This is a genomic window from Bryocella sp. (assembly GCF_058498515.1).
In genome coordinates, this window is sequence record NZ_JBMHYI010000041.1 from 135496 (window position 1) to 154207 (window position 18712).

The window sequence follows — 18712 nt, forward strand, 5'->3', positions numbered from 1 at the left end:
ACCATGGCCGATCCGCAAAAAACAGAACAGGCAACGGAGCACCGCCGCAATAAAGCCCGCGAAAAGGGTACGGTCGCCCGTTCGCGGGAGCTGCCGAACGTGCTGGCGACGGGTGCGGTGGCAGCGACGCTCTCGTTCATGCTGCCTTCGGCGGTGCCGCACTGGACGCACCTCTACCGCGAGCTGCTCAATGTCGCTGCTACCGAGGAACTGCGGCCTACGAGCCCGATCTTCTTCTGGAGCGCCCTCGAGGTGATGCGTTGGATCGCTCCATTGCTCCTCGTGGCGCTCGCCGTCTCTGTCGGCGCGGGTTATGCGCAGGGAGGCTTTGTCTTCGCCCCTGAGGCGTTGCAACTCAAGTTCGAGCGCTTCGATCCCTCCAAGAAGCTCGGCCAGATGTTCTCGCCCCTGGGGCTCAGCGGAATCGCCAAGTCATTGCTGCCATTCGGCGTCATCGCCTGGATGACGGCCTCCGCCTTTGAGAAGGCATGGCCGCAGCTCATCACGGCTACAGATATGAGCCTGCGGGGATTCACCTCGTTCGTCGGTTCGATCGTGATGGGACTTGTCTGGAGAGCCGGCGCTGTGCTGCTGGCATGGTCGGCCGTGGACTACGTGCTTACCTGGCGCAAGACCGAGAACGACATGAAGATGAGCAAGCAGGAGATCAAGGAAGAGTCGAAGGACGTCGACGGCAATCCTCTGATCAAGCGCAGGCTCCGCCAGATGGCGCGCATGATGCGACGCAAGTGGTCGATGAAGGCCGCCGCCACCGCCACCGTCGTCATCACCAACCCAACCCACTACGCCGTGGCCCTCAAGTACGAGCAGAACATGGACGCCCCGATCATCGTGGCCAAGGGCCTCGATCTTGTGGCCCAGAAGATCAAGGAAGTCGCGCGCGACGCCGGCGTGATGCTCATTGAGAATCGCCCGCTCGCACAGGCACTCTACAAGACTGTTGAGGTCGGTGACACCATCCCCGCCAAGCTCTACCAAGGCGTCGCCGAGATCCTTGTGATGGTCTACAAGGCTCAGGCGGAGGTCCAGCGCGCCGAGGCCGCACGCCGCTCCCGCGATGCGTCGGGCCGTCCCAACACCTCGCAGCCCACAAAAAATCAGACCAACTCGCAGCAAAGACAAGGAAGCACTCGATGATCGCTCGCTTCAACTCCATCATGGGCAAAAGCGGCGACTGGATCGCGCCCATCTCCGCCGTCCTGATCGTCTTCGTCATGTTGGTGCCGCTGCCCAGCTTCATGCTGGACCTGCTGCTGACGCTCAGCATCACGGCCTCTGTCCTGGTGCTGCTTACCGCCATCAACGTGCTTCGGCCCACGCAATTCTCGGTTTTCCCGAGCCTCATCCTGCTCCTCACGCTGCTGCGCCTGGCGCTCGATCTTGCCGCGACCCGCCGCATCCTGCTGCATGGCAACGAAGGTACGAGCGCTGCCGGCAAGGTCGTCGAGAGCTTCGGACAATTCGTCGTCGGGGGCAACTTCGTCGTAGGCTTCGTGATCTTCATCGCGCTCGTTGCGATCCAGTTCCTGGTCATCAGCCACGGCGCGGTCCGCACCGCTGAGGTCACCGCTCGCTTCACCCTGGACGCCATGCCCGGCAAACAGATGGCGATCGACGCCGACCTCAACGCGGGACTCATCAATGAGGCCCAGGCCAAGGCCCGTCGCGAGCGTGTCGGCCAGGAGGCTGAGTTCTGCGGCTCCATGGACGGCGCCGCGCGCTTCAGCCAGCGCGACTCGATGGCCACCATCCTCATCCTCGCGATCAACATCATTGCCGGCATCTGCATCGGCGTCTTCCAGCAGGGCGTTCCCATCGGAGAGGCGCTGAAGACCTACACCATCCTTACTGTTGGTGATGGCCTGGTCTCGATCCTTCCGTCGCTGTTGGTCTCCGTCGCCGGCGGCATTGTGGTCACCCGTGCGGCGAGCAAGGAATCGCTGGGCGTCAACGTTGGCAAGCAGTTGTTCAACAACCCCAAGCTGCTCTGGATCGCCGCCGGCGTGCTGATCGCGCTGGGCCTGGTCCCAGGACTTCCCAAGGTTTCGTTCTTCTCCCTGGCCGGAGTTCTCATCTACGGCGCCCGCAAGATGAAGCCGAAGGTTGAGGTGGATGAGGACGCGCTGCTTGCGACCCCTAAGGCGGGCACAGCCGCACCCGGTACACCCGGCGGCCCTGCGATCGATCCCATCGACAGCATTCTCAAACTGGACGAACTCATGCTGGAGGTCGGTACCGGCCTTGTGCCGATGGTCGATGCGGCCAAGGGCGGCCAGCTATTGGCCCGCGTGAAGTCCATGCGCAAGAATCTCGCCCAGCAGCTGGGCTTCCTGGTGCCATCGATCCACATCACGGACAACCTCTCGCTAAAGGAGCGTGAGTACGTTATCTATCTCCGCGGCGTCGAGATTGCCCGCTGGGAGCTTCGCAAGGACTCGCTGCTGGCCATCAGCTCGAACCCCAACGCACCGCAGCTCCCGGGTCAGGCAACGCGTGAGCCAGCGTTCAACGTTGCCGCGGTCTGGATCACTCCGCAGACCCAGGGACAGGCCATCGCTGCGGGATACACCGTCGTGGATCCCACCTCGGTATTGTCCGCGCATCTGGCCGAGGTGATTAAGCAGAACGCTCACGAGCTTTTGTCCCGCCACGAGACAAAACGTCTCATCGACCGCTTAGCCGATTCTCATCCAAAGCTCTCAGAAGAGCTGATTCCTAAGTTGATGAGCCTCGGTGAGGTGCAAAAGGTGCTCCAGCAGCTCCTCAGGGAGCAGGTTTCTGTCCGCGACCTGGGCACCATTCTCGAGACTCTGGTCGAAACAGCGGCCTTCAACAAAAATCCCATCGCCCTGGTAGAGGCCGTCCGACACTCCCTTGGACGCGCCCTTGTGCATCCCCTGCTGGGCAAAGATGGAGAATTGAAAGTAGTTACGCTCGATTCCGCGCTCGAAGAAGAATGCAATCGTGGGTCGAATCAAACCAGCGCCGCACTCGCTGTCCCACAACACGTCGCTTTGGCACGCAGAGTGCTAGATGGATTGACAAAGAGCTTTGGTCAGGACGTCAGCGCTGCTCCACCAGTTCTGCTGTGTTCCTCTCCCGGGCGGTTTTATCTTCGTCGGCTTCTCGAGCCCTTCATCCCTCGGATCGTCGTGCTTTCGCCAGGCGAAATACCTCCGATGACGCAGGTGCTGTCCGTCGCGAACCTGCGGTAAGCACCACGCAGCACCCAGAGTTTTGAGAACTACGAGAACGCCCGATTGAGTCACGCAATAAAGGAGCACCACACCATGACCGCAGCCGAGATTGCCTACCGCTCTACCGCCGCCGGGGATGAATTTGATGAGCGCAATGAGCTCGTCATGAAGGAATTGCCGCAGGTGTATTACATCGCGGCCCGCATCCGTGAGCGCCTCCCACAGCACGTGGAAATGGAAGACCTGGTGAACGCCGGTGTGCTCGGTCTCATCGAGGCCACGCGCAACTTTGACTCGGCCAAGAATGCCGGCTTCAGCACTTTCGCGAAGTTTCGTATCCGCGGAGCGATTCTGGATAGCCTGCGCAAGCTCGACTGGGGCTCGCGCACGCTGCGCCGCAAGGGCCGCGCCATCTCCTCCTCGATCGCTACCCTGGCTTCGAAGCTCAGCCGCCAGCCAACGCATGAGGAGATCGCAGCCGACCTGCAGATGGAACTCTCCGAGCTGCAGAACACGATGACGGAGCTCGATGGACTCTACCTCGTCGGACAGCAGTCGGAGAGCGACAACGACTCGTCGCAGAGCTACGACCTCATCGAGTCCGCCCCAAGCCGCGGTGGCGACAATCCCTTCGAGCTCTGCTTAGAAGGCGAGATGAAGGAGCAGCTGGCAAAAGCCGTCTCGCAGCTCTCTGAACGCGAACAGCTCATCCTCTCGCTCTATTACGAGGGTGAGGCCACGATGAAGGAGATCGCCGAGATCGTCGGCGTGGTCGTCTCCCGTGTGTCCCAGATTCACTCCGGCGCCCTCATGAAGCTCCGTGCTGTGATGCAGCACCTGAACGAGCGCTCGGTTCCGAAGAAAGAAACCGAGCGTCCTGCCCCAATCCGCGCTTCCGAGAAGACCATGGCGCAGCGTTCGCTGAAGGCCAAGACCTCCATCCCCCCTACCTGGCCTCGCACCACTAGCACCGCCGCCCCCCGGAGGCTCGCGTGAGTACAACTCCCGCCACGATGCCTGGAACCCCGCGTCGCCCAACGATCCATCCCTGCAACTTTCGCTATGCTGGCCGCCTGTCCAACGACAACGCCCGTGCGCTGACGACGCTGCACGAGAAGTTCGCCATGCAGGCTGCGAACTCACTCGAGGTCTATCTGGGCAGCTCCCTGCAGATCCGGTTCGTCTCCCTCGAACAGACCATTAGCGGCGACTATGCCTCGCGCGCTCCGGTCGAAAACTACATCCTGCCCTGCGCTCTGGGAGTGCTCGAGAGCAGCTTTCTCATCGATATGGATGCGATCATCGTCTTCCCGGTCATCGATGTTCTCCTCGGCGGCAGCGGCACCTCCACCGAGGAGCCCCGCGAACTCACCGAGATCGATGAGGACATCATGGTGCCCGTCGGTGAGTTGATGGTGAAGGAGCTCGAGCGTGCCTGGAAGGCCCTGAGCCTGTCCCTGCGCACGGCCCGTTGCATCAAGCCCGTGGGCGTGACGCAGGTTCTCCCGCCCACAGAGAAGGTCGTGACGCTGCTCTTCGAACTGACTGTCGCCGGCGCTACCGGCAACCTCAAGATTGTGCTGCCGACCTCCTTCGTGGGCTATCTTCTACGCCACCTCAAGGCTGCGCAGTCGAAGAAGATTTCGGCTCTGCGTCATCTTCCCAATCCCACCCTGCGTGAGCGGCTGCTGGATGGCCGCTTTCTGGTCGCGACGGATCAGCGGCAAATTCGTGTGCTGGTGCGTGACCTCGTAGGACTCCGCCCTGGTTCCATCCTCCACATGCAGGCGCCGGTGAAGAATACCGGGCGGCTGACGGTGGAGAACATCGACATCTTCGAGGCCACAGTGGTCCGCAGCGGTCGCCGCAAGGCCGCCCAACTCATGATGCGCTCACTAGAGCCCATGCCTGACCGGGAGTAATGACACATGGAACAGATTTTTGCCACACTAGCCGATGCGCCGTTTCTGACCTCCCTGATGCAGCAGCTCGCCACGCGGCTGGAGTTCCTGGGGGGACGCCCGTGGATCGTCGAAGAAACCGCGTTGCCGGCGGAAGACGCCGCGGAGCCTACCAGTTTTCTCCTCCGCTTTGAAGGCGCTGTGCAGGGGACTGTAGCCCTGAGAGCCGATGAGGCTGCGCTCGAAGCGATTCGAGCAGCCGCCGCCCTCGGCGAAGATCCGGGGTTGGCGTCCACGCTGATTGAGCAGTGGATTCAGCCATCGCTGAGCGCGCTCCGCGAAACGGGCGCCACCGGCGAGTGGCAGGTTGCCGTCGAGGTGGGCAGCAGCCCCGTTGATGCCCTGCAGATCTTCAGCCTCGCAATGCAAGCCGATGACGGCATGACCCTGCGCCTCACACTTGCCATCGATGCGCAGGCCGCCGATGCAATCAAGACCCTTGCAGTCCATCCGTCCGTCGTGGCGTATCCGGATCCTGACGACCCCAAGGCGATGAACCTGGATCTGGTACTTGATGTTGAGCTCAACGTCGTCCTTCGCTTCGGCCAGCGCCAGCTCACTCTGCGCGAGGTACTGGACCTGACCTCCGGCTCGGTGATCGAGCTGGATCGCCAGGTGGAGGAGCCCGTGGAGCTTCTCCTCGAGGGCAAAGTCATCGCTCGCGGCGAGGCTGTCGTCATCGACGGCAACTACGGTCTGCGCGTCACCGAATTGCCCCAGCCCATCTCAGCCCAGATGTTGGCCTAACCCGCGGATTCTTCCGCGTGAGGAGAAAGGAGTCTCTCTGATGAGTCTTGTGGCATCACTTTCGAAATCATCCTGGATTGCCGGCTTCAAGACGGTGCCGTGCAGTCACGACAAGTGCCGGCGCTGGCTGACTAAGCGTGCGCTCGATACTCGCCGGGTAGGAATCACGGTCGAAGACAAGTGGTACTGCAGCTATCGCTGCGTAGCCTCCTCCGTCGATGAGCAGATCACCCGCCTGCTGAGTACCCCCAGCCGCCGCAGCGGGAACACGCCCCGCATGCCGCTGGGCCTGATGCTGGTCAGCCGCGGTCACATCTCCGAGATGGACCTCAAGCGCGCCAGCGAGCAACTGCGTCGCAACGGTGGAGAACTCGGCGAGATCCTTGTGAATATGGGCCTCATCTCAGAGCGACAGGTGGTAGCCACGCGCGCCTCGCAATGGGGCTGCCCGCTCTTTACCCCCACCACCGAATCGCAGCATGTCTCCGTGAAGCTCCCCCCGACGCTTCTTCGCCGCTGCAACATGGTCCCGCTGCACTACTCGGCTACCGGCAAGAAACTTCTGATGGGTTTTGTCGACTCGATCGAGTACGGCGTGCTCTATGCCATAGAGCAGGTGCTAGGCTGCAAAACCCACCCGTGCTTCATCACGCGGGCCGAATTGGACGCTCTCATGGCTATCCAGGAAGAGAGCTGCTCTACCCAGGAGATCTGCTTCGACGATGTCGCAACGACGAGTGAGATGACACGTCTGCTCTGCAACCAGGGCATTGCGATCAGCGCTGACCAGCTGTCCATCACTCGCTCGCGTGGCTATGTGTGGGGACACTTCACCGCACCCGATCGATCGCTCGATGTTCTCATTCGCGTGGGCGAATCGGCTCCGGCTCTCCTGGCGATTGCATAAGGCAGGAGTTGCCTCTCATTCGGCTCTAACCGCCACATCGGATGCGTGAGAACGAACCGCGAAAACATTGGGAATTTCAAAACTGACGCAGCGTGCAACGCGATTCAACAGAATTGGCATAGTGATTGCATATCTCCACAGCGAGGAACAAAGATGAGCAGCGGAATCTATGCAGCGGCCACAGCACTGGTCTCCCGGACGGAGGCTCTGGACGCGATTGCAAACAATCTTGCCAACCAGAGCACGCCTGGCTTTCGTGCGCGGCACAATACCTTCCGTTCCATGCTCGCGGAGCACGGCAACCCGATGCTCTCATCACTGAATCAGGACACGAACGACTATGGCGTGCTCGCAGGCACACGCCTCGATACGACCCAAGGCTCGTTGACCAAGACAGGAAATGAGCTCGATCTTTCAATCGAGGGACAAGGCTACTTCCAGGTGCAGACTAGCCAGGGAACGGTCTATACGCGGGCAGGGAACTTCTCAGTTTCGGCGCAGCGGCAGTTGGTGACGGCAAACGGCGATCCGGTCCTGGGTCAGGATGGGAACCCTGTCTCGATCCTCGGTCAGCCAGTCTCGATCAGCGCCGACGGCACCATCTCTGTGAACGGCGCAACCACCGGCAAGCTAGGCGTGGTGGACTTTCCGGCGAATGTGGATCTCCAGAGCGTGGGCGGCACCTACCTGAAGGCTCCCGCCAACACGACTCCCAGCCCCACCACCGCGACGATTCGCCAAGGCATGCTTGAAGACTCGAATGTGAATCCCGTCTCTGGCGTCGTCGAACTTATTGACGCGCAGCGCTCCGTGGAGGAGATGCGGCGCATGCTTACACTCTTCAGCAACGAGATGGATAAGACAGCCACACAGGACCTGCCACACGTTGGCTAGTCCGTCGGTTTGCAGTCGCAACAGATTCTAAGGAGACCCAATGTTTCGCGCACTCTACACAGCAGCCAGCGGCATGACGGCCCAGCAACTCAATCTCGATAACATCGCCAACAATCTCTCCAACGCATCGACGGCGGGGTTCCAGGCACGGCGCGTACAGTTCTCCGATCTGCTGTACCAGAACGAAGTGATGCCGGGCTCGGCGTCCACGCAGCAGACCACCCAGGCGTCGGGCTTGCAGATCGGCCTTGGCACCCGTCCCGGCGCGACGGAGGTTGTGCAGACGCAGGGTACGCCGACACAGACTGGCAATCAGTTTGACATCGCCATTCAGGGTGCGGGCTTCTTCCAGATCCTGCTACCTAATGGGCAGACCGGTTACACGCGCGCGGGCTCGTTCCAGCCGGACTCCACCGGAAACCTAGTCACGGCGCAGGGCTATCAACTGCAACCGACGATCACGATCCCCGCTGGCGCCACCAACGTGACCATTGGCAGCGATGGCACAGTGAGCGTGACGCAATCGGGCCAGAACCAGGCTGCGCAGGTGGGAACGATCCAGCTGGCGCTCTTTGTAAATCCGGGCGGCCTGAACTCCACAGGCAACAACATCTACCTTCCCACTACGGCATCCGGTGATCCGGTGGTGGGCACACCCAGTGGCACGGAAGGCCTCGGTTCGCTGATGCAGGGCATGGTCGAGCAGTCCAACGTGAGCACGGTCGACGAGTTCGTGAACATGATTCTTGCGCAGCGCGGCTACGAGTCGAACTCGCGTGTGATCAAGGCTGGCGACGAAATGCTGCAACAGCTTAACCAGCTGGCGCAGTAAGTCCGGAGGGAGGAGGATGACCATGAAGACCACAATGCTTGCGGTGCTGGGGGTGCTGACCATGTCAGCGTCTGCGGGGGCGCAGACGCACCGCACGCATGCATTCCCTCTCTCGGCCGACCAACTCCAGCACGTCATCGAGGCACGCCTTGCAGAGCAGGGCATTGCCATCACTGACACGCGGATCGAGTTACTCAGCCGCGTGGTCTCATCCTCCGAACAACCTGATCTTCATGTGACTTCGATTCTTCCGCTTGACCACGCACAGCCGACGCGCAAGGACCTCGCAGCAGGTACGGTTCCTCGCTTCGCTGCCCGCGTAGCCTGCACCTCGACACGCGAGTGTCTTCCTTTCTATGCAGTCGTCTCCATGCCGAGGGTGGCGTGGGTGACGCCATCTTCGCAGCCTCTGCATAGTGCGTCGACACCGCATGCCGCAGCCCAGATAGCTGCGCCAGCCGTTGTGATTAAGGCCGGCAGCCGCGCCACGATGCTCATGAACAGTGGCGATGCTCATATCCAGATGACGGTGACCTGCCTTGAGGATGGCTCTGAAGGACAGACCATTCGCGTCAGCAATCCGATGAACCACAATACGTTCCAGGCTCAGGTCGTCCGCGACGGCCTGGTGAAGGGATCATTCTGATGCGCCGCACCGTTGCTACAACACTGATGCTGTGCTGCGTGAGCCTGCTCGCGCTCAATGCCCACGCCGGCAAGGATGCCAAGAAGAAGAAGCCGACGGCCGACGATCTCCGCGCGCAATACGTCGCGCGCCTCTCCGGCAAGAACATTGCCGTGCCCGACGAGCACACGCTGGGCAGCCTATGGACTTCAGACGGCGCGCTCAACGACATCTCCACCGACTACAAGGCCAAGCGTCTCAACGACACCATCACTATCGTCGTGTCGGTGCAGACCACTGCTGCGCAGTCCGGCTCGGTGAACACTTCGCGCGCCTTCGCGCATAATTCAGCCATCACCGGCATCATGGGCCAAACCCCCTCGGTGCTCAACCCGTTACTCGCCGCCAACTCGACGACCACGCTCAAGGGCTCCGGCCAGACGGCCTCGAGTACAGCCTTTCAGACCAGCCTCACCGGCCAGGTCATCGCAGTGCTGCCCAACGGCAACCTCATCGTCGAGGCGCACCGCGAGATCTTCATGAACAACCAGCACGAGGACGTCACGGTTCGCGGCCTGTTGCGCCCCGGCGACATCGGCCCGCAGAACGCTGTCCCCTCGTCAGCTCTGGCAAATCTCGAAATCGAGATGAAGGGCAAAGGCATCATCTCCGACGGCACACGGCCGCCCAACCCGATCACGAAGGCAATCCTATGGCTCTTTGGCTTCTAACCCGGGTCGTCCACGCGACGAAGATACGCTCCACCTGTAAGCGCTTCTTGCCCTCACTGGCAATGGCTCTTGCCGGGCTCCTGATGGTCGCGGCCACAGCGCATGCGCAGCAGGAGCACCTCCTCACCGTTCGCGACATCACCAGCATCGAGGGCGTCCGCGAGAACCAATTGGTCGGCTATGGCCTCGTCAGTGGCCTGCACGGCACAGGCGATTCGCAACAAACATACTTCACCGTGCAGACGTTGGCGAACACTCTACAGCGCATGGGAGTGCAGATCGCACCAGCCGTAGTGACCGTCAAGAACGTAGCCGCGGTCTTCGTCACCGCGTCGCTACCGCCCTTCGCGCGGCCAGGCATGGACCTCGATGTCACCGTCTCTTCAGTCGGCGACGCGAAGAGCCTCAGCGGCGGTGTCCTGATGCTCACCGCTCTCCGCGCAGCTGACGGAAAGGTCTACGCCGTCGCGCAGGGATCTCTGATTCTCGGGGGCTATACCGAAGGAACACAGAAGAACGGCAAGTCGGTTAACCATCCGACCACCGGACGTATCGCCAACGGCGCATCGGTGGAGCGCGACGCTTCGATCGATCTGACCAAAATGCCGAAGCTCTCCTTCCTTTTGCTCAATCCTGACTTCACCACCGCGCACAACGTCGAGACCTCCATCAATAAGGAATTCGGCAAGCCGGTGGCTCGCGCCATCGACAGCCGCCGCGTCGATGTCAACGTCGTCGATACTGGCGATGGTTCGGTGCCCGATCTCATCTCGCGCGTCCAGTCGCTCAAGATCAATGTCGAACAGCCTGCCCAGGTCGTCGTCAACGAACGAACCGGAACGATCGTGATGGGCGGAGACGTGCGGCTGCAGCCGGTCTCGGTCATCCACGGCTCGCTCACCATCGACGTGGAGACGATTCCGATCATCTCCCAGCCTGCGCCCTTCTCCAACGGCACCACGACTTCTACCACGCAGACCAAGATCGACGTGAAGGACGCTCCGGCACAGTCCATCCAGCTCAAGGCTGGCGCCAGTGTCGAGGAGCTGATCCGCGGGCTGCATGCCATCGGAGCGACGTCGCACGACATCATTGCGATCCTGCAGGCCATCAAGGCGGCCGGAGGGCTCGACGCCAACCTGGAGGTCATCTAGTGCCGGTATCCAGCACAGGCCTTGCCGCCACGGCTTCCTCATCGCCGATGAACGGCGCTGCCGATAGTCTCGTGAAGCAGGCCAACCAGCTCACCTCCGGGAAGGGCGGTGACGATAACAAAAAAATCCACAAGGCGGGCCAGGATTTCGAGTCGCTGTTACTGGGCCAGTGGCTCCAGCAAGCTGAGGACAGCTTTGGCAAGCTCCCCGGCAGCGACGAGGATGAAGACGGCGATGCCGGTAGCTCATCCATGCAAGCTATTGCCATGCAATCACTTGGGCAGGCCATGGCGGCTTCCGGCGGCATCGGAATTTCGCGCATGATCACCCACCAGCTGGAACAGAAGGCCACGACGGAGGCTGTTGTGTCGCAAAAATCGTCATAAGTTGCTGCAAGATGGCCCCTTCGTAACGGATTCGCCTAGTTACTAAGAAGTGCCGGAAGAGTACTGAACGGCTCCCCTTCTCTGCCGATAGAACGTACCGTCAGGATAGGAGGACGAAACCAATGAAAGTTGATCTCTCCAACGGCATTTCGAACCAGAGTCCCGTTGAACTCAACAACCGGCCCGCAACAACGTCACAGTCCGCTGCAGCGCCGGTCGAGACTCAGGATCGCACCACACTCAGCACCTCGAGCTCCGCAGTTTCTTCTCTGGTGAGCCAGGCCATGGCCTCTCCCCAGGTGCGGCAGGACAAGGTGGACGCTCTGAAGCAGCAGGTCGCTTCGGGTAACTACAACATCGATCCCTCCAAGATTGCCAAGGGCATCCTGAGCGAGGGCATGTAGTCCTCCACCGACGCAGCGACCGGCCGGTGGAGAGGGAGACACTGACCCATGACCGGCCAAGCAACCGAGTCGCTCTCATGCGCCTCCAATTCCACCCCAAGGGGTGTTGATCCATCAGCTGCTCACTTTCTTGCCTGCGTCGAGGCGCTCACCGCCGAGATCCGCATCACGCTCGATGCGATTACCACGAGCGACCTCCTGACTCTTACCGACAGCATCTGCCGCCAGGAAGATATTTGCTCCCAACTGGCGGGCATGCCGCAACCGGCCGAAGTCTCTCCGACTCGCGGAAACGCAGCGAAGGCTTGGGCTCAGGTGTGGGGCGACTTCGAGTCCCGTATCGAAATGGCAGTCGATAGTCTCCGTCACGTCAGTACGGAATACGCTCTTGTTCTTCAGACTTCCAGCCGATCTATCAGCCTGTTGACCTCTCTTTGCCGCGGCTACGCGGGCGAGGTACGGTCGACTATCTCAGATCGTCCATCCAGACACCCGGGCAACCTTGTCCGGAGCACGTGGTCCTGCGAGGTATAACGTATGTCGCTCACAAGCTCACTGAACATGGCCAGCAGCGCGCTCAATGCGGCTGACGGCGCGATGCAGATCGTCAACAACAACATCTCCAATGCCAACACCCCGGGTTATACCCGCGAGACGGCAGTGCTGGAGACAGCCGGGACCAGTGTCGCTGATGGTCAGACCCTCGGCGGCGGCGTCAACTTCGATGGCTATCAGAGCGTGCGCGACGAGCTTCTGCAGGGACAGGTAGAGCAGCAGACCCAGGCTCAATCGAGCGCAGATGCGCAGTCGACCAGTCTGACCCAGATCGAGCAGGTCTTCACCACCTCAAGCAGCGACATCGGCACCCAGATGTCCACGATGTTCTCGAGCCTCTCGACCCTTTCTACCGATCCGACGAATTCCTCGGACCGGCAGGCGGTGCTGTCAGCCGCGACGAACCTGGCAACCTCGTTCAACTCCGCGTCGCAACAGCTCACCTCGATACAGACGGGGCTCACCTCCCAGGTGACACAGGATGTTGGCCAGATCAACCAGCTCACGCAGCAGATCGCCGCGCTGAATTCACAGATCGCCGCTGCCAACAATCAGGGCAAGGATGCGGGCACGCTTCAAGATCAGCAGGATCAGCTCGTGCTGCAGCTCTCCAAGGTCGCCAACGTGAGTGCGACCAAGACCTCAGACGGAACCACCCTCACGATTGGGAACGCTGTGGTCGTCGCCGGTTCGAAGAGCTATTCGCTCTCTTCCACGACCGGAGCGGACGGCAACGCCGTGGTGAGCGACTCGAACGGGACGAATGTCACCTCGACGATCACAGGTGGCGACCTCGGTGGCACGCTCATCATGCAACAGAAGACCATTCCAGCCGTTCTCAGTCAGCTGGATACACTCGCCAACGAGGTGGGACAGGCCTTCAACTCGGCACAGGCGCAGGGTACAGATCAGAATGGGGCGACCGGCACGGCGATGTTCAATCTGCCGTCGACGGTTTCGGGTTCGGCTGCGGGCATCAGCCTGGCGCTGACCAGCACCACACAGATCGCCGCCAGTTCGACTGGCGCAAGTGGAAGCAATGGCAACCTGGCCAACTTCGCCGCTATCCAGACCAAGACGCTCGCGTCCGGCTCAACGCCCGGTGACACGTACTCGAACCTGGTGTATCAGGTCGGTCAGCTTGCAGCCAACGCCACCGCGTCCTCGAACGCTGCACAGTCCAGTCTGCTTTCGCTCAACACCCAGCTTAGCTCGGTGAGCGGTGTCTCTATCGACCAGGAGACTACGTCCCTAATGCAGTTTCAGCAGCAATACGAAGCTGCAGCGAGAGTGGTATCGACGATTCAGTCCTTGTTTCAGGTCACCCTTTCGATGGGCACGTCGGCAGCAGCCTAAGCGCAGACGCCACGATTCTTGGGAGCTTTGGCTAGATCGAATCAACACAGAGCAACACGACGCAACACAGCAAGACGAAGGAGAAGAGAATGCGTGTGACGAGCATGATGCCGCAAGTGCAGTACGACATCCAGCAAAGTGAGAGCTCTCTCGCCACGGCGGAACAGCAGGTCTCCACCGGCCTCCGCGTGCAGCAACTGTCGGATGATCCGTCCGCGTCGGCGAACATGGTTCGCTCCCTGGCGGCGTCTGCGACCATCGACCAGTACACGAAGAACGTCTCCGCGCTGCAGAGTAGTATGCAAACGGCCAGCTCAGCGATGAGTCAGGTTGTCACAGCGATGACGAGCGCTATCAGCTCCGGTACCGCGGGCTCCAGCACGTCGCTGACTGCCGGCAACCTGCAGTCGATCGCAGGTAGTGTCGAAGGTCTTCTGCAGACGGTCGTCTCGCAGGCCAACTCCGCCTACGAGGGGTCCTATGTCTTCGGAGGCTCGGCGACAACCACGCCCCCGTTTGTGCAGGCTTCCACCTCCTACTCGTCCGCGAATGGCAGCGTCGGGACACCTCTCACTACGGGCACAACGCTCACGGCAGGCTCCGAGACGACCATCAGCGATGCTTCCACCGGCGAAAGCTTCACCTATACCGCGCAGAGCGGCGACACCGTGGCGACACTGCAGCAGGCGGTGGCCAGTGCTGTGTCAGCCGGCACACTTTCAGCTGGGACAACCGCTTCGATCGACAGTAATGGCCAACTCAATATCAGCCAGCCCAGTAGCGGCTCAGGAATCGTAGTCTCCAGCAACGATGCCGTACTCGGATCCATGAGCGCGGATACGGGCACGCAGGTCTCGGACTCCTATGCCTACGTCGGCAACTCGGACGTCAACAGCGTTAGTGTGGGCGACTCTCTTTCCATCGCCGCGAATGTCCCCGGAAGCACTCTGTTCGGGAACGGCAGCAACGTGATCGCCTCATTGACCAACCTGGTCAAGGCCCTCAAGGGCGGCGACGCGACCACCATCTCGACGGCCACGCATTCTGTCTCGGCCGCGCTGAACAGTTTCGATACACTCCGCGTTCCCCTGGATGAAGGTGTCAGCGAGTTGAACTCGCAGGATACCTACTTGAGCAAGGAAACGATCACTCTCACCACGCAGCAGACAGCCCTGACCGGGATTAGTACAGCCGACGCTGCGACCAACTTGGCGCAGGCCGAGCTGGACAACAATGCTGTCCTCGCCGCCGCTGCCAAGGCGCTTCCACAGACCCTTCTTCAATACCTGCAGTAGTCATATCCCTCCCATCGAGGACCTAACCGGGCGGCGGCACATTGCGGATTTCGCAATCGCCGCCGCTACCCCATTTGGGGGATGTGCGGTCCTCAGAAAAGAGATGGGTTATCGATGTATCGCGGTAAACAGTCCGATGCAGCAGCCGATAAGATCCCTGTCCAAGACGGCCTTCTCCCTCAAACTGGGGCGCGCTAAGCGGCCTCCAAACAGAAGAGTGAGGCACCGGTTGGAAATACAAGGAGACGATTCTCAATGGCACTCACAGTCCTGAACAACATCGCCTCGATGACCGCGGAGAACGCGCTCTCGAACACACAGACCAACCTCCAGAAGACCCTCACCCAGCTGTCGACCGGCCTCAAGATCAACTCAGGCGCGGACGATCCGGCTGGCCTTTCGCTCGCCAACGGCCTCAACGCCAATATTGCGGCTCTCACCCAGTCGCAGCAGAACGCCGCCAACGGTGTGGGTATGCTGCAGACTGCAGACGGCGCCCTTTCCCAGGTCACCTCGCTTCTGAACCGCGCCGTCACCCTGGCGACCGAGGCTTCCACCAGCAACGTCAACGCCAGCCAGGTCACCGCGCTCGGCACCGAGTTCACATCGATCATGAACGAGATCAACCAGATCGGTAACTCGACAAACTTCAACGGCGCGAACGTGTTCTCATCCAACACGCCCACGTCTTTTGTTTCCACCCAGGGTTCGCTGGCGACAAATACGCAGCTGACCAGTGGCAAGACGACCACGATCACCGATTCGTCGACCGGCGGTACCTTCGTCTTCACCGCGGGCGCTTCCAGCACGATCGCCGACCTGCAGGCTGCGATTACCTCCGCTGTCTCGGCCGGCACTCTCTCGGCTGGCACTGCGGCAACCTTCAACGGAAGCAACGATCTGGTCATCGGACCGAACACCGGCACGACGGGTATCACCGTAACCAGCAACGATGCGATTCTTGGACCGATGGAAGCTGCCGCCGGCACCAACAACACCAACACCGTGTATATGAGCGATGGTGTGACCACCGGTGCTTCGAACACCACGGTCACCACCACGATCAACACGCTCTCCGCTACGCAGCTGGGTCTGGGTTCCGACAGTCTGGCCACCAACGCGCTCGCCCAGACGGCGCTCACCGACCTGACGGCGGCAGTTGCCACCGTCGCCCAGCAGCGCGGTAACATCGGCGCTTCCATCAACCGTCTCACCGCCGCGACCCAGGTCATGGACGCTCAGGTGACCAACCTGCAGAGCGCTGCCAACAGCGTGCAGAACGCGGACATCGGTAAGACCGTTGCCAACATGACGCAGTACAACATTCTGCAGTCCACCGGTATGGCCGCTCTCCAGCAGTCCAACCAGGCTCAGCAGGCTGTCCTGAAGCTGGTCCAGTAACCTAACCCGAGCTCCAGGGAGGTGACGAGGTAACTCCGTCACCTCCCCGGCTCACTTAACGCTCTCCTCTTCGTGGCTCGCGCAAGCTACGTTGGGAAAGGCTTGAAGGCATGAGCTCTTCTTCGGTCAGTTCCGCTGCAAGCAACAATTCGACCTACGACTACACCTCTATCCTGCAGGCCGCCACCGGCTCCTCCTCGGCTGGCATCGATGTTACCGCCGCCGTCGCGTCGGCGGTTGCAGCTGCCCGCGCCCCGGAGACAGCCTGGAAGGCCCAGCAGGCCACCTATACCAATCAGACCAGCGAACTCACCGCAATGCAGACGGCGATGACGGCTATACAGACCGACATGCAGTCGTTGAACTCCCTGACAGGCCCCTTGGCCTCTCGCACGGTCACGTCCTCGAGTAGCTCGGAGGTGACGGCGACCGCCGCCAGCGGAACCGTAGCCGGAACCCATAGCGTGGTCGTCAATAACGTTGCCAGCACCGGCGCCTGGTATTCGGATCTCTCTGCCAGCGCAGCCACAACGCTGCCCTCGACATCCTTCACCATCACCATGGCGAATGGACAATCCGCATCCATTACCACAGGCAGCGGTGTGAACACACTCACCGAACTCGCCACTGCGATCAACGCTGCCACTGGAAGCAATGGAAGCACGCTCGGCGTGACTGCCAACGTGATCAGCGACGCCAGTGGTTCGCGTCTGGCGATTGTGAGCAACAGTTCTGGATCCGCAGCCGACTTCAGTGTCAGCTCAACGAACTTCAGCGGCGGCACCAGTTGGGCCACGCCCGAGCTTCCCACCGGCGAGACGCTCGGCGCCAATACGCTGACCGTGACGGTCGGAGGTACGGCCACAAACTTTACGACGACAGATGGCGAGAGCTACGCGACGCTTGCAACGGCGATCAATAACGCCGGAATTGGTGTGACCGCTACCGCCAACAGCACCTCGACGGGCACCACTATGACGCTCGCCAGCACGGATGGTACGACGACGTTCAGCGTGAACCAACCCACGTTCGGATTCACCCAGGCACAGGCGGGGGCCAACGCCAGTCTAGTGGTCGACGGCGTTCCCGTCTCGAGCGCTTCGAATCTCGTGACCACCGCTATCAGCGGTGTCACACTGGATCTTCTCGGCGCTACCACGGGAGGTGCGGCCACTCTCACGGTTGCGTCCGATGCTACCGCAGTCGCCACCGCCATCAACCAGTTCGTCACCGACTACAACACAGCAAGCAACCTCGTGACTGGCCAGTTTGCTCTTTCGGCCACGACTGGCAATCAGGGAGATCTCGCGTCCGATCCTACGGTGACCTCGCTGCAGAGCGCACTCCAGCAGGCGCTGAACTATACCTATAAGCCAACAAGCGGAACGACGACCGTCGGCAGCCTCTCCGATCTTGGCATCTCGATGGGGACGGACGGTACTCTCAGCGTCGATACAACGACGCTGAGTGCGGCGCTGGTAAACAATCCTGGCGATGTGCAGAATTTCTTCGAGGGGCCCGCACTCAACGGTTTCGCCGCTTCCATGAATAACGCCCTCAGTACGTTTCTCGATCCGGCGGACGGAGCGTTCACTCTGGATCTTCAGAGCATTTCTTCCAACCAGACTGACCTGACAAGCGACATCAGCAACTTCGAGACGAACACCATCACGCCGCTGCAGACCTCCCTGACCAGTGACCTCTCCTCGGCGGAATCCGCTCTGGAAGGACTGTCTAGCCAGATGGCCCAGATCAACGCCCTACTCGGTCTCACAGGAAAGAGCTCATGAGCTTCGAAAATCCAGCTTTTTCGTATCGCCAGTCCTCGATTGCGGGAGCGACGCCGATCGGCCTCGTCATCGCACTCTACGACAAACTTGCCGCCGATCTCCGCCTCGCTGTCGACGCCATGCGCAAAGACGACATCCAAGCCCGCTGTGACGCGCTCAACCATGCCACGCTGGTCCTCGGTCAGTTGCAGGACTGGGTCAACCTCGAGAGCGGGGACCCGCTGGCGAAGAGCCTTGCGGATTTCTACCAGATCATCCGCACCCGCATGCTCCAAGCCTCTGTGGCGAAGTCTGCAGAGCTGCTGGAGGCACAAATCGAGCTAGTCCTACAGGTGCGCAGCGCATGGCAACAACGCGATGCCGTCATTGCCGATGCTGTGCCTGGGCTGATGGTCGCCTCGGAGAGCATGAACGCTCTGTCGCACTCTCATCACGCATAATCGTCGGCGTTGGAGC

18 protein-coding genes are annotated in these 18712 nt (G+C 61.0%); all 18 read left to right on the forward strand.

Features of this window, described 5'->3' with window-relative positions:
• Positions 1-3: 3 nt before the first annotated feature.
• Positions 4-1158, forward strand: coding sequence for an EscU/YscU/HrcU family type III secretion system export apparatus switch protein (locus AC5E6W_RS11075; RefSeq protein ID WP_491752354.1), 1155 nt, complete (start codon positions 4-6; stop codon positions 1156-1158).
• Positions 1155-3236 carry a flagellar biosynthesis protein FlhA gene (gene flhA / locus AC5E6W_RS11080; protein WP_491752355.1) on the forward strand — a complete coding sequence of 694 codons (2082 nt, stop codon included), beginning with the start codon at positions 1155-1157 and terminating at the stop codon, positions 3234-3236. The genes AC5E6W_RS11075 and flhA overlap by 4 nt, the downstream gene beginning before the upstream one ends.
• A 45-nt stretch (positions 3237-3281) precedes the next feature.
• On the forward strand, positions 3282-4214 hold the full coding sequence (locus AC5E6W_RS11085; protein WP_491752356.1) for a sigma-70 family RNA polymerase sigma factor: 933 nt from the start codon (positions 3282-3284) through the stop codon (positions 4212-4214).
• The gene (locus AC5E6W_RS11090) at positions 4211-5140 is read left to right on the forward strand and encodes a FliM/FliN family flagellar motor switch protein (protein ID WP_491752357.1); all 930 of its coding nucleotides are present in this window, start codon (positions 4211-4213) and stop codon (positions 5138-5140) included. Before AC5E6W_RS11085 ends, AC5E6W_RS11090 begins: the two co-directional genes overlap by 4 nt.
• Positions 5141-5146: 6 nt before the next feature.
• Positions 5147-5926 carry a FliM/FliN family flagellar motor switch protein gene (locus AC5E6W_RS11095; RefSeq protein ID WP_491752358.1) on the forward strand — a complete coding sequence of 260 codons (780 nt, stop codon included), beginning with the start codon at positions 5147-5149 and terminating at the stop codon, positions 5924-5926.
• 40 nt (positions 5927-5966) lie between these two features.
• Positions 5967-6833 carry a cyclic di-GMP-binding domain-containing protein, MshE-related gene (locus AC5E6W_RS11100; RefSeq protein ID WP_491752359.1) on the forward strand — a complete coding sequence of 289 codons (867 nt, stop codon included), beginning with the start codon at positions 5967-5969 and terminating at the stop codon, positions 6831-6833.
• A gap of 153 nt (positions 6834-6986) precedes the next feature.
• Positions 6987-7727 (forward strand): flagellar basal-body rod protein FlgF, encoded by a 741-nt coding sequence (flgF, locus tag AC5E6W_RS11105; protein WP_491752360.1) that lies wholly within the window; start codon positions 6987-6989, stop codon positions 7725-7727.
• Positions 7728-7767: 40 nt separating this feature from the next.
• Positions 7768-8559, forward strand: a complete 792-nt coding sequence (gene flgG, locus AC5E6W_RS11110; protein WP_491752361.1) for a flagellar basal-body rod protein FlgG — start codon at positions 7768-7770, stop codon at positions 8557-8559.
• Between the two features lie 22 nt (positions 8560-8581).
• Positions 8582-9205: a flagella basal body P-ring formation protein FlgA gene (locus AC5E6W_RS11115; RefSeq protein ID WP_491752362.1), complete on the forward strand. Its 624-nt coding sequence runs from the start codon at positions 8582-8584 to the stop codon at positions 9203-9205.
• The gene (locus tag AC5E6W_RS11120; RefSeq protein ID WP_491752363.1) at positions 9205-9915 is read left to right on the forward strand and encodes a flagellar basal body L-ring protein FlgH; all 711 of its coding nucleotides are present in this window, start codon (positions 9205-9207) and stop codon (positions 9913-9915) included. The genes AC5E6W_RS11115 and AC5E6W_RS11120 overlap by 1 nt, the downstream gene beginning before the upstream one ends.
• Positions 9916-9962: 47 nt before the next feature.
• Positions 9963-11069, forward strand: a complete 1107-nt coding sequence (locus AC5E6W_RS11125) for a flagellar basal body P-ring protein FlgI (RefSeq protein WP_491752364.1) — start codon at positions 9963-9965, stop codon at positions 11067-11069.
• Positions 11069-11455: a hypothetical protein gene (locus AC5E6W_RS11130; protein ID WP_491752365.1), complete on the forward strand. Its 387-nt coding sequence runs from the start codon at positions 11069-11071 to the stop codon at positions 11453-11455. Before AC5E6W_RS11125 ends, AC5E6W_RS11130 begins: the two co-directional genes overlap by 1 nt.
• Before the next feature lie 122 nt (positions 11456-11577).
• Positions 11578-11859, forward strand: coding sequence for a flagellar biosynthesis anti-sigma factor FlgM (gene flgM, locus AC5E6W_RS11135; RefSeq protein WP_491752366.1), 282 nt, complete (start codon positions 11578-11580; stop codon positions 11857-11859).
• Positions 11860-12396: 537 nt separating this feature from the next.
• The gene (flgK, locus tag AC5E6W_RS11140; protein ID WP_491752367.1) at positions 12397-13770 is read left to right on the forward strand and encodes a flagellar hook-associated protein FlgK; all 1374 of its coding nucleotides are present in this window, start codon (positions 12397-12399) and stop codon (positions 13768-13770) included.
• A gap of 89 nt (positions 13771-13859) precedes the next feature.
• Positions 13860-15065 carry a flagellar hook-associated protein FlgL gene (flgL, locus tag AC5E6W_RS11145; RefSeq protein WP_491752368.1) on the forward strand — a complete coding sequence of 402 codons (1206 nt, stop codon included), beginning with the start codon at positions 13860-13862 and terminating at the stop codon, positions 15063-15065.
• Between the two features lie 255 nt (positions 15066-15320).
• Positions 15321-16466, forward strand: coding sequence for a flagellin N-terminal helical domain-containing protein (locus AC5E6W_RS11150; protein ID WP_491752369.1), 1146 nt, complete (start codon positions 15321-15323; stop codon positions 16464-16466).
• A gap of 110 nt (positions 16467-16576) precedes the next feature.
• On the forward strand, positions 16577-18256 hold the full coding sequence (fliD, locus tag AC5E6W_RS11155; RefSeq protein ID WP_491752370.1) for a flagellar filament capping protein FliD: 1680 nt from the start codon (positions 16577-16579) through the stop codon (positions 18254-18256).
• Positions 18253-18696 (forward strand): flagellar export chaperone FliS, encoded by a 444-nt coding sequence (fliS, locus tag AC5E6W_RS11160; RefSeq protein WP_491752371.1) that lies wholly within the window; start codon positions 18253-18255, stop codon positions 18694-18696. The genes fliD and fliS overlap by 4 nt, the downstream gene beginning before the upstream one ends.
• The last annotated feature ends 16 nt before the right edge of the window (positions 18697-18712 follow it).